This is a genomic window from Mesorhizobium sp. M0960 (assembly GCF_040319055.1).
In the GTDB taxonomy this organism is placed as follows: domain Bacteria; phylum Pseudomonadota; class Alphaproteobacteria; order Rhizobiales; family Rhizobiaceae; genus Mesorhizobium.
On record NZ_JAMYNN010000007.1, the window covers coordinates 82137 to 94380 of the forward strand.

Here is a 12244-nt window from a genome sequence, read left to right on the forward strand (position 1 = left end):
AAGACGATGTCACAGCCGGCCGCCTTCAGCATCCGCCCTTCCGACGCTGACCTACGCGGTGAAGCGGCGCTACGGCGGCGTTATCGAGCGCCGCAAAGCGCGCATACCGGAAACTGGAACGAAGCCCTCGAGGCGATCCTTTCGCATCGCTCGGTCCGCAACTATCTGGCCAGGCCGCTGCCTGAAGGCACGCTGGAACTGATCGTCGCTGCCGCCCAGTCGGCGCCAACTTCTTCCAATCTCCAGGCGTGGAGTGTCGTCGCCGTCGAGGATCCGGCGCGCAAGGCGCGGCTTGCCGGACTGGCGGCGATCAATCGCCATATCGAGCAGGCGCCGCTGCTGCTGGTCTGGCTGGCCGATCTGTCGCGGCTGCGTACCATTGCCAAGGCAAATGGCCGGGCGGGCGAGGGGCTCGACTATCAGGAGAGTTTTCTGCTGGCCGTGATAGACGCCGCACTTGCAGCACAAAATGCCGTGGTGGCGATCGATGCGCTCGGGCTCGGCTCCTGCTACATCGGCGCCATGCGCAATCATCCGCAGGAGGTGGCGCGCGAACTCGGCCTGCCGCCGGAAACCGTCGCGATGTTCGGCTTGACCGTCGGCTGTCCCGATCTCCTGGCCGCGACTGACATCAAGCCCAGACTGCCACAGACAGTGGTTCTGCACCGTGAGCGCTACCAGTCAGCTCCGCATCCGGACGATCTCGCAGCCTACAACCAGACGCTTCGCACCTTCCAGCAGGAGCAGTCGATGCCTGAGGTCGACTGGACCGAGCTGATGTCGAACCGCATCGGCAGCACGGCGGCGCTGAAAGGCCGTGATCGCCTGGGCGAAGTGCTCAAAGCGCTGGGCTTCAAGCTAAAATAGGCGCGCGCGCCTGCTCGCGAGACCGAGGTGAGACTATTCCGCAGCGACGATGGCGATGCGGGCCGGCAGCGGCACTGGCGGCGTGAAGTCGAGAGCCCCAAGCCGCCGCGCCTCGGCCTTCAGCCAACCATGGAAGCGCTCGACCGTCGCCAGCTTCGCCTTGTGCGGCGTGGTCGCGAAATAATAGGAAAACTCGACCGGCTGCGGCGAGCCGAACGGACTGACCAGCCGCCCTGCGGCAAGGTCAGGCTCGGCCAGTCGGAATTTGCCGAGACCGATGCCCTTGCCGGCCACAGCGGCATCGAGCACCAGCGACGACTGGCTAAGCCGTATGCCACCTTCGACAAGCCGGCCAGACAGGCCATTGGATCGCAGCCAGCCCTTCCAGTCCGGGCAGCTAGGATCGCGTTCTGGTCCTTCCTCATGCAGGATCGGCGCGTTACGCAGCCCCTCCGGCCCGCGGTAGAGGCCGTGCGTACGGGCAAATTCCGGGCTGCAGACAGGCAGCACCGCTTCCGAAAACAGCCGTTCGGTGACGAGGCCGCTATAGGCGCCCGAGCCGTAGCGGATGACACAGTCGACGTCTTCGCTGGCAAAATCGGCAAGCCTGGTCGATGCATCGACCAGCACTTCGAGGCCGGGCACCGCATCGCGCAGCGCGTCGAGGCGCGGGATCAGCCATTTGCTGGCAAAAGAGGGCGCGACCGACACCTTGATCGGTGCATCTTCCTCGTCGCCGGAAATGCGTGCGACCGATTCGACAACGACGTCGAAAGCCTCGGTGAGACCAGGCATCAGCGCCTGGCCGGCCGAAGTCAGCAGAAGCTCGCCGCGGTTGCGCTGGAACAGTGGTTGCCCGAGGTGATCCTCGAGCAGGCGGATCTGCTGGCCGATAGCGGCGGGCGTGACGTGGAGCTCTTCCGCCGCCCGCGTAAAGCTCAAATGGCGGGCGGTTGCGACAAAAGCGCGAAGCGAGGTCAGCGGCGGAAGTCTCGCCAGCGTCGGTCGCAGCTTCCTTGTTTTCGCACGAATGAAATCAACCATGAGGCGCATTCAACACTTTCAGGCCCGGCGCGACGAGGGCGGGCTTTGCGCCAAAGCACGCAGGGGAAAATTTCGTTTGCCGCAGCGTCGCGCCAGCAGGAACGGAAATCTAAGAAATCGCAATGTCTACTATTCTTGTAGAATAAGGTCGGGATGCTGATTTGGGCGGCGACGAGCCTCGCCGGATCCAAAGCCGGGTCCTGGAATGAAACCGTCGTGCGAAGCGGCGCTTTCGGCAGACGATAGAAAATCATTCTTCCGGTTTTGCGGCGCCACGGGGATCATTGCGTCGAGGCGCCGAAATGCGTTCGGCCGCCGGATGCAATCCGTTTTCCGGAGCCCAAGACCATGTCTGTCAATCGTCGTCATTTCAACCAGCTGTTGCTGCTTGGCGGTGCGAGCTTCGCATTGCCCGGTCTTTCCTTTGCCGCCGAAGGCACGCCGGTCCAGGGCGGCACGCTCAACTGGGCCTACTATCCCGACCCCACGTCGCTGATTGCCATCAACACCTCTTCAGGCACCGGCCAGGCCATCGGTCCCAAGGTCAATGAAGGCCTGCTTGATTTCGCCTATGACCTCAGCCCGAAACCGCTGCTGGCGACCGAGTGGTCGATCAGCGATGACGGCCTGCGCTACACCTTCAAGCTGCGCCAGGGCGTCAGATGGCATGACGGCAAGGACTTCACCTCACAAGATGTTGCCTTCACCATCTTGCGGCTGAAGGAGGCGCATCCGCGCGGCCGCATCACCTACCAGAATGTCACGGCGGTTGAGACGCCCGATCCGCACACCGCCATCATCGTGCTGTCGAAACCGGCGCCCTATCTGATCACGGCGCTGAGCAGTTCGGAATCGCCGATCGTGCCGAAGCATGTCTACGAAACGTTCAAGCCGGCGGAACAGCCCAAGCTGGAGCAGACGATCGGCACCGGTCCCTTCGTGCTCAAGGAATGGGTGCCCGGCAGCCATCTGATCTTCGATCGCAACCCAGACTATTGGGACGCGCCGAGGCCCTATCTCGACCGTGTCGTCCTGCATGTCATCCTCGATCCGGCTGCGCGCTCGGCGGCTCTTGAAACCGGTGAGATCGACATCGGCGCCAATCCCGTGCCGCTGGCCGATATCGAGCGGCTGAAGGCAAACCCCGCTCTGGTCGTCGACACCAACACCTACGCCTATTCTGGCCCGCAGCAGCAATTGTTCTTCAACTATGAAAATGAAATCCTGACCAAGCGCGAGGTGCGCCTGGCCATTGCCCATGCGATCGACCTGCAGAAGCTGGTCGACATCGCGCTCTACGGCTACGCCCAGGTATCGCCAAGCCCAATCAGCACCGCACTGCCCAAATGGTACGACCCGAGCATCAAGGCGCGTGAGCCCGACCCCAAACTAGCGGAGAAACTGCTCGACGATGCCGGCTATAAGCGCGGCGCAGACGGCAAGCGCTTCAAGCTCCGGCTCGCCTACAACGCGTTCCTGCCGGCGTCCTATGCCGACTTCATCAAGCAGTCGCTGGCAGCGGTCGGTATCGATGCCGAGATACTGAAGCTCGATCTGTCGACGTTCCTGAAGACGGTTTACACCGACCGCGCCTGGGATTTGGTCATCGAATCGCTGTCGAACACCTTCGATCCGACGCTCGGCGTGCAGCGCGCCTACTGGTCGAAGAACTTCAAGATCGGCCTCGTTTTCTCCAACGCCAGCCACTATGCAAACCCCGAGGTCGACCAGATCCTTGAAGCCGCCGCGATCGAGCCTGACGAGACCAAGCGGCGCGAGCTCTGGTACAAATTCCAGCACATCATCCATGACGACGTGGTGTCGGTCGATCTCGTCGCCGCCGGCGCCCAGATCGTCGCCAACAAGAAGGTCCGGGATTTCGCGCCCGGCGCCCAGGGCATCAACAACAGCTTCGCGCAGATCTGGCTCGCGCCAAACGCATAAGCATTTGGATCTCCTTTTTCTGGGATTGGCGCGTGAAGCCGCCGATCCGACTTTTCTCCATGAAAGACAAATCGCGCAAACGCGGAGTACCGACCATGACCATCAACCGACGCCTATTCAATCAGTTCCTGCTGCTGGCCGGCGCGAGTACCGCGCTTCCCGCCGGGGCCTTCGCGCAAGACGCAAAGCCGGTGGCCGGCGGCACGCTCAACTTCGTCTACTATCCCGAGCCCAACCAGATCGTTTCCATCAACACCAGCGCCGGCGGGCCGGCCACCATCGGCCCGAAGATTTTCGACGGCCTACTCGCTTACGACTACGACCTCAATCCAAGGCCGCAACTGGCCACCGAATGGTCGATCAGCGACGACGGGCTCGAATATGTCTTCAAGCTGCGCGAGGGGGTGAAATTCAGCGATGGCCACGACCTGACATCGCAGGACGTGGCCTTTTCGATCTCGCGGCTGCGCGAAGCCCATCCGCGCGGGCGCATCACCTTCCAGAATGTCACCGACATCGACACGTCGGACCCGCATGTCGTGAAGATCAAATTGTCGAAACCGTCCGCCGCGCTGATCTCTGGCCTGGCCGCGACGGAATCGCCTGTCGTGCCCAAGCACATCTACGAGAAGCTGAAGCCGGCCGACGATCCGTCTTTCGAGCAGATCATCGGCAGCGGACCGTTCGTGCTGAAGGAATGGGTGAAGGGCAGCCACATCATCGTCGAAAAGAATCCGACCTATTGGGATGCGCCCAAACCCTATCTCGACCGGATCATCTTCCGCTTCATCACCGATCCCGGCGCGCGTGCCGCAGCGCTGGAGACGGGCGAGGTCGACATCGGGCCGAACCCGGTGGCGTTCGCCGATCTGGAGCGTTTCAAGGCGCTGCCGCAATTCGTCGTCGACAGCACGGTCTTCGCCTATAGCGGCCCGCTGCACCAGCTGATCATCAACCTCGAAAACCCGATCCTGAAGGAGAAGAAAGTCCGTCAGGCAATCGCGCACGCGATCGACCTCGACGCGGTGAATGCCGTCGTGTTCTACGGCTATGGGCAGGTGTCGCCGACGCCGATCAGTGTCGTCAACAAGAAGTATTTCGATCCCGATGTGAAGGCCGCGACCGTCGATACGGCGCTGTCGGAAAAACTGCTCGACGAGGCGGGCTTCAAGCGGGGAGCGGACGGCATCCGCTTCAAGCTCAGGCTCACCAACAACCCGTATAACCCGTGGGGCTATGCCGACTTCCTCAAACAGGCGTTGGCGAAGATCGGCATCGACGCCGAGATCCAGAAATTCGACTTCGGCACCTATGTCAAAACCATCTACACCGACCGGACCTGGGACCTGTCGACGGAATCCTGCGGCAACATCTTTGACCCGAGCGCCGGCGCACAGCGGCTCTACTGGTCGAAGAACATCAAGATCGGGCTGCCGTTCTCGAACGGCGCGCACTACGAGAACCCTGAGGTCGACCGACTGCTGGAAGCCGCTTCCGTCGAGCTCGACGAAGCCAAACGCAAGCAGCTGTTCTTCAGGTTCCAGGAGATCATCGCCGACGAGTTGCCGATCATCAATTTGATCGCACCGCCGACCATCATCATCGCCCGCAAAACCGTCAAGAACTACGCGCCGGGTGCGGAAGGCCTGTCGGCCAGTTTCGCCGACGCCTATATCGATCCGAACGCCTGAACCAGCGGATGACCGAAAAGAAAAGGGCCGCATGTCGATGCGGCCCTTTTTCGTTTCTGTCATTTGTGGGGCTGCAATCTCAGGCCAGAGCACGCAGCCTTGGGCTGGCGCCGACCAGAAGGCCAGCCAGGGCGATGGCCTGCGCCAGCTGTTCACTGATGGAACTCGATTCCCAGGCAACGCCGCGCAGCGGATGGCCGACGGCAAACAGATTGCCGTGGGTCTTGCCGTTACCGGCAATCACTTGGCCGCCATGCGTCGCGTCGATGCCGAAGCCGGTCGCATGCGGCCTGACGATGCCGTTATCCAGCAGGCTTTGGACGAATGGATCGGCGACCCGCCGCCAGTCATGCTCCTGATGGCCGCGGCAGTTGACGACACCATCGAAACGCAGCCGTTCGACCGCGCCGCTATCGCGCCAGCGGATCTCAGCGGCAATGCCGTCGGCCTGCGGATGGAGTGCCAGCACCCGTCCAGCTCCACCCACCCATCGGCCTTGGCTTCGCGCCAGCGCAACGCGCTCAAAGCTCGGCGGCGCCGCCCGGTGCGCGGTGACGTCCCAGAAGGCGCGCAGATGGCGTGTGAACTTTAGACGCTCCCTGTCGGTAGCGCCTTGCCACAGAGCCAGGATCCATGGCCGGATCGTCAGCGGCAGTCCTTGCCAGTCCAGGCCGGTGGCTTCGATTGCCCGGCGTTCGGCCTTGACCAGTACGAGAAGCGCCCTGGTGGTTTTCGGCAACGGACGCTCGGCGAGAAAGTCGCGCCATGCCTCGGTGTTGCGCCGTGGCTCGACAATCTGTCCCCGCCGCGACACGACACGGTAGCTGCCCTCGAAGCCGCGCGCTTCCATGCTGGCGACGACGTCGACCATGCTCAGGCTGGACCCGATCAGCAGCAGTTCCTTGCTGCCGGCTAGCCGGTCGAGTGCCGCCGGATCCCAGGGATTGGCGACATAGCGGGGATCGCTGACGATGGCTGCTTCCGTGGCGGATGGCTCGCTCTGGAACACTCCGGTTGCCAGCACCGCCTCGTCGGCCGGCAATTGCTGGCCATCGCTGGTGCCGACGCAGACACCCGATGGACCGGTCAGCATGTCGATGGCGGACGCCTTGACGTGGCGCAGCGAGGAACGCCCGTCCGCTTCTCTGACGGCTCTCGTCAGTTCGGACTGGACATAGCTGCCGAATAGCCAACGCGGCGGGCTGGAGTCCGGGACATCTTCGGGCGGCGTCCAGCCATGCTCAGGCCCATTCGCCACGAGCCAGCGAACGAGGTGATCGGAATCGTCCGGATGCAGCGAGAAGATGCGCGCCGCGCCGTTGACCAGATGTTGTGGATCGACGGTGCTGTAGGCAACGCCGCGACCGAGCTCCGCCCGGCGCTCGATGATGGTGATCGCCAGTGGTTCGGTCGAACGGTCAAGCAGCTTGATCGCGGTAACCGCGCCGGCAAAGCCGCCGCCTACAATGATGATTGAACGAGGGATCGAACGCGGGGAGGAAGAAGTATGAAGCATCAAGGACCCTTACGACGCCGGCGGTCCGTGGCTCTAGCCCATCACCCCGGCAGCGACCATCGTGCTGTCCCATAACCCGATGTCAAAAAACAATAATTGCCAGCTGGCGAAAGGCATTCTTTCGCTCAGCGGGTCTGGCAGGCGTTAGAGATGAAAGGCCTTTGCGACCAGCCCGAGAAACGCCCCCGAAGAGCCCCAATGACTGAAGATCGAAAGATAAAGCTTGGAGCCTTCATCCGCGGCCCTGGACATCATGTCGCTGCCTGGCGCCATCCTGATGTCCCCGCCAATCCGGGCCTGAGCTTTCAGCACTACGCAGAGGCCGCGCGCACCGCCGAGCGCGGTCTCTTCGACATGGTCTTCCTTGCCGACAGCCTCAGTGCGCGCAATGGCGAGCAGCCGATCGAGACTTTCGAGCGCACCGGCCATGTCGTGCATTTCGAGCCGCTGACGCTGCTGTCGGCGCTCTCGACCATCACGCAACGGATCGGGCTGGTGGCCACCGCTTCGACCACCTATTGGGAACCTTTCCACCTGGCGCGGCTGTTTGCCTCGATCGACCACCTGAGCGGCGGCAGGACAGGCTGGAATGTCGTCACCTCGGCCGATGCGCCGGCGGCGGCGAATTTCAGCCGCGACCAGCATCCCGTTCATGCCGACCGCTATGACCGCGCCGAGGAGTTCGTCGCCGTGGCGCAGAAGCTGTGGGACAGCTGGGACGACGATGCTTTCGTCGCCGACAAGGCTTCGGGCATCGCCATCGACCGGCATGGCATCCATGCCCCTGACCATGCCGGCCGGCATTTCCGGGTCAAAGGGCCGCTCAACGTCGCCCGCCCGCCGCAAGGCCATCCCGTCATCGTCCAGGCGGGTTCTTCCGATGCCGGCCAGCATCTGGCGGCGCGGACGGCGGAAGTGGTCTTCACCGCCCATCCGACCATCCAATCGGCGCGCGGTTTTTATGCCGAGCTGAAAGGCCGGCTGGCGTCGTTTGGCCGCTCTGCCGATTCCCTGAAAATCATGCCCGGTGTCTTCCCGGTCGTCGCGCCGACGCGCGCGCAAGCCGAGGACAGGTTCGACGCCATCCAACGCCTGGTCGATCCCGTGGTCGGCGTCGCCCTGGTTTCCGGATTGCTCGGCGGCGTCGATCTTTCCGGCCATCCGCTCGACGGACCGTTGCCGGAACTGGGCAGTTCCGATGCGGTGAAGAGCCGCCTGAAAGTCGTCTCCGAATTGGCCTCGAGCCGGAACCTGACCATCCGGCAATTGTATCTCGCCGTTGCCGGCGCGCGCGGCCATTTCCAGATCGTCGGCACGCCAAGAGACGTGGCCGACATGATGGAGGAATGGTTCGTCGGCGGCGCGGCGGACGGATTCAACGTCATGCCGCCGATCCTGCCGACGGGCCTCACCGATTTCGTCGATCTCGTCATTCCGGAACTGCAGCGGCGCGGCCTGTTCCGGACCGCTTACGAGGGCGGGACGTTGCGCGAGAATCTCGGCCTTGCGCGTCCGGTCCGCGGCGCCACCGAACACCAGGAAAGGAAAGCATCATGAGCGCGAGCACGATCGATTCGGAGACGTTTCGCCAATGGCTGGCCGATGGCGAGGAACTTGCGGTGCTGGATATCCGAGACAGCGCGATTGTCGGATATGCCTCGCCGCTGTTCGCCACCAATCTGCCCGCAGCACAGGTCGAGGCGGAGATCGACCGCTTCATCCCGCGCAAGGCGGTGCGCACCGTGCTGGCGGATGACGGCAGCGGCGTCGCCGAGCGGCTTGCTGAGCGATTTGCCGAGCGCGGCCGCAGCCAGGTGTTCGCACTGGCCGGCGGAATTCCGGAATGGACGAAGGACGATGTGGAAGGCTTGCCGACCTTCGACACGCCGGGCGTCGATTTTTCGCTGGCGATCCGCGACGAGAAGGGGACGCCGGTCATTACCGTTGCAAAGCTTGCGGCGCTCAAGGCCAAGAAAGCCGACGTGGTCGTGCTCGACAGCCGGACGGTGGCGGAATTCGACAAGGACCATGTACCGGGCGCCATCAGCGTTCCGGGTGCTGAGCTGGTGCTGCGCTTCGCCGACCTGGTGCCGTCGCCGGACACGCAGGTGATCGTCTCCTGCGCCGGCCTGCCGCGCGCCACATCGGCGCGCAGACGCTGATCGATGCCGGCGTGCCCAACAAAGTTGCTTATCTGCACGATGGCACCAAGGCGTGGCGCGAGGCCGGCCTTGCGCTCGAAACCGGCAGGACTGCTGCCTATGGTTCGGCGAGCGAGGACGCGAAGCGATTCGCCGAGGAGCGCATCGCAAAACTTGCCGAAGGCGACAGCTTCCCGCGCATCGATGCGGCGACGGCCGCAGCCTGGGCGAAGGACGAGAGGCGCACGACCTACCAGCTCGATGTGCGCACGCCGGAGGAATTCGCGGCAAGCCACATTCCGGGCTCGATCGCGTCGGAGGGCGGGCAGTTGCTCGGCGTCGCCTATCGAACCATTGCCGTGCGTGGCGCCCGTGTCGTGCTGATCGACGATCTGCTCGGTGTCCGCGCGGCGACGACGGCGCACTGGCTGCAGCGCCGTGGCTACGAGATCGCCATCCTCCAGCATGACTTCCAGTCGGCCAGCCTGGTGGAAGCGGCGTAGGGCAGGAGCTGTCGGGCGATTTTTGGAGGCAGCTATTCGGCGGCTTCCTTTTGACGGCGGCGGCCTGAAAGGACATTCTTCTGCATCGCCGTCAGCGAAGACCGCACCGCATTGGCGCTGTGCTTCAGCATCTTCGCCTCATAGTCTGACAGGGCTTCAAGCAGCGGCTTGTCGCCGCGTTTAGCGGCCACCAGTTCAGGCACCAGCAGCCCGGCGTCATAGATCGCGGTGTTGCCGCCGAGCGCGCGAAAATAGGTCATGGCATGGATGGCATCGCCGAGCAGTGTCACCTGTTTCGTCGGCCACGGATCGACAGGCTCTGAGCTGTGGACATGCAGCAGCGCCACCGTCGACGGGTCGGTGTAGCGAATGAGGTTGAGGATCTCCGGATGCCAGTGGCCGATCTTCGAGATCAAGAGGCCGAGCAACTCCGAGCCGGAGAACTTTGCCAGCGCTTCGTCCGTAGCGAGTTCGTCATTTTCATAGGCGGTGTTCCACCAGACATAGCTGGTGGTGTTGTTGAAATGGAAACCGGCAATGTCCTTGTGGGTGTCGTCGTCCAGCCCGATCAGCCCATGCTTCCGAAATGCCTCGACATTGACCCGATGGCTGGTGACCGTCAGCCCGTGACCTTCCGTCGGCCTGACGCCGACATTGTAGTCGAGCAGCAGCGGCGAGATCTGGTGAAGGGCAGCCGCATGCAGCGTCATCTTGCCGGCCAGGCGCCTGACGCCGGTGTCGAAGCTTCGCGCATGCGGCACCAGCTGCTGGCGCACGCGCGAGCGGGCGCCGTCGGCACCGACCAACACATCGGCATGGATTGTCGAGCCGTCCTCGAAATGCGCGATCACCGAACCGTCCGGCTGCTCTTCGTAGCGGGAATAGACCTTGCCGTAGCGCACGACGCCGTCGAGGCCGGAAAGCAGCACCTGGCGCAACGTGATGCGGCTCACCGACTTTTCGATATGCGTGTCGTCGGCCTCGCCGAGTGCGTTGCCGCCACCCCAGGCGTCCTCGCCCAAGGTCTCGAAATTTTCGTCGAGCAGGATGTTGCGGTCCGGCGCTCGGCCGAGCGTGGCGACAAAGGCCTCGTAGAGTTCCGGCGGCAAGTTGGCGATCAGCGAATCGATGCCACGCTGGCGGATGCGCAGCCGAAAACCCTGGACGTAGTCATTGCGGGCGCGATCCTTCTCGAAGACCGCGACGCTGATGCCGTTCTTCTTCAGGCCTTGCGCCAATGTCAGGCCACCGGGGCCTCCGCCGATGATAGCGACTTCGACATGTTCGGAGATCATGGCGTCGCTCACCCGACCGCCTTGAGCCTGGGTTTGACAGCGGCAACAGCCGGCGGCTCGGCCACTTGGCTGGCAGCGTGGCGGCTGAGCGCCGCCTTGGCGGCGATCGTGCGGATCATATGGTTCTGCGGTGCGTGCGAGCGGGCAGTCAGCGTATCGCGGTGGTGACGCTCGAGCTGGAAGTCTCTGTTAAGACCGGGATTGCCGGCAAGCTCCAGCGCCAGCGAGGTAACTGCCACGGCATTGTCGATGACGACATGCCTGACGGTCATGCCGTCGGTGCCGACCGGTCGGCCGGCGTCGACGTCATCAGCGAGCGAGCGCAGCAGCCGCGTGCTGGTTGCGAGCCTGACCTCGATCTCGCCCAGCCCTGCCTGGATGTGCGGCACGGTCGACAGCGGCGCGCCGAGGCTCGCCGGCGCATGCGTGGTGACGAAGGAGACCAGCCGGTCACGGGCAGCGCGGGCGGCACCGTGGTAGACAGCGCCGATCAGCGAAAAGAAGAACGCCGTCGCACCTTCCTCCCGCCGCAGCGGCTCGGACGCCGGCTGCGCCTCGGTGATGTCCTCGGCAGGCACGGCGACATTATCCAGAATGACGTCGTCGCTGGCGGTGGCCCGCATGCCGGCGGCGTTCCATGTCTTTTCGACGCGCAATCCCGGCGCATTGGTCGGCACCAGGAACGAGGCGAGGCGCGGTTGCGGCTCGTCGGTCAATGCCAGCAAGTTCACCCATTTCAGGATGGGAATGCCGGTGACGTAGTTCTTGTGGCCGGATATCCGCCAGACATTGCCGTCGCGCCGGGCAATAGTTTCGGGCGGCTTGCCATGGGCGGGCGAGCCGATCCCCGGCTCGGCCTGGGCGGCATTGATCAAGGCAGGGCCAAGACGGCCGGCCTCGACAATCCGCTGCACCAGATGGCGCGGCCATTTTCCGGATTTCCGCAGCGCATACTGGCTGTTGTAATGCATGGCCAGCACAAGCGCCGTCGACGGCTCGCCGCGGCCGATCTCGGCGATCACCGCCTGGGCTTCCGTCAGCCCGCCGCCGAGGCCGCCATGCTCGCGCGCTGTGACCAGGCCAAGCAGACCGGCCTGGTGAACCCGGCCGAAATTGGCAAACGGAAATTCTCCGGTCGCGTCGTGATGTGCGGCGGTCAGCGCGAAGTCGTCGGCCAGGCTCGCTACCGTGTCGAGGAGTTGTGGGAACTCGGGGATCGTCGAGGTCATATGCTGGCTTCCTC

General features: G+C 63.7%; 8 protein-coding genes and 1 pseudogene. 5 read left to right on the plus strand and 4 right to left on the minus strand.

Annotated elements, in window-relative coordinates; genetic code table 11:
- Window positions 1-6: 6 nt before the first annotated feature.
- Entirely contained in the window at window positions 7-867 is an 861-nt protein-coding gene (locus NKH63_RS15385; RefSeq protein ID WP_023717666.1) for an NADPH-dependent oxidoreductase, read from the plus strand.
- A gap of 33 nt (window positions 868-900) precedes the next feature.
- On the opposite strand, the gene gcvA is transcribed toward NKH63_RS15385, so the two are convergent.
- The gene (gene gcvA, locus NKH63_RS15390) at window positions 901-1911 is read right to left on the minus strand and encodes a transcriptional regulator GcvA (protein ID WP_352482616.1); all 1011 of its coding nucleotides are present in this window, start codon (window positions 1909-1911) and stop codon (window positions 901-903) included.
- Window positions 1912-2259: 348 nt separating this feature from the next.
- On the opposite strand from gcvA, the gene NKH63_RS15395 reads away from it, so the two are divergent.
- Entirely contained in the window at window positions 2260-3855 is a 1596-nt protein-coding gene (locus NKH63_RS15395) for an ABC transporter substrate-binding protein (RefSeq protein ID WP_023717665.1), read from the plus strand.
- A 95-nt stretch (window positions 3856-3950) separates the two neighbouring features.
- Window positions 3951-5546 carry an ABC transporter substrate-binding protein gene (locus NKH63_RS15400; RefSeq protein ID WP_352482615.1) on the plus strand — a complete coding sequence of 532 codons (1596 nt, stop codon included), beginning with the start codon at window positions 3951-3953 and terminating at the stop codon, window positions 5544-5546.
- Between the two features lie 79 nt (window positions 5547-5625).
- On the opposite strand, the gene NKH63_RS15405 is transcribed toward NKH63_RS15400, so the two are convergent.
- The gene (locus tag NKH63_RS15405; RefSeq protein ID WP_051409613.1) at window positions 5626-7062 is read right to left on the minus strand and encodes an FAD/NAD(P)-binding protein; all 1437 of its coding nucleotides are present in this window, start codon (window positions 7060-7062) and stop codon (window positions 5626-5628) included.
- 198 nt (window positions 7063-7260) lie between these two features.
- Here NKH63_RS15405 and NKH63_RS15410 point away from each other — a divergent pair, with 198 nt between their 5' ends.
- Entirely contained in the window at window positions 7261-8619 is a 1359-nt protein-coding gene (locus NKH63_RS15410; protein ID WP_352918081.1) for an LLM class flavin-dependent oxidoreductase, read from the plus strand.
- Window positions 8616-9706 (plus strand): annotated as a pseudogene (locus NKH63_RS15415) (rhodanese-like domain-containing protein). Before NKH63_RS15410 ends, NKH63_RS15415 begins: the two are co-directional and overlap by 4 nt.
- Before the next feature lie 32 nt (window positions 9707-9738).
- On the opposite strand, the gene NKH63_RS15420 reads toward NKH63_RS15415, so the two are convergent.
- Both NKH63_RS15420 and NKH63_RS15425 read right to left on the minus strand, forming a co-directional pair.
- Window positions 9739-11001 carry an FAD-dependent oxidoreductase gene (locus tag NKH63_RS15420; RefSeq protein ID WP_352918104.1) on the minus strand — a complete coding sequence of 421 codons (1263 nt, stop codon included), beginning with the start codon at window positions 10999-11001 and terminating at the stop codon, window positions 9739-9741.
- A gap of 8 nt (window positions 11002-11009) precedes the next feature.
- Window positions 11010-12230, minus strand: a complete 1221-nt coding sequence (locus tag NKH63_RS15425) for an acyl-CoA dehydrogenase family protein (protein ID WP_352482611.1) — start codon at window positions 12228-12230, stop codon at window positions 11010-11012.
- Window positions 12231-12244 lie beyond the last annotated feature (14 nt).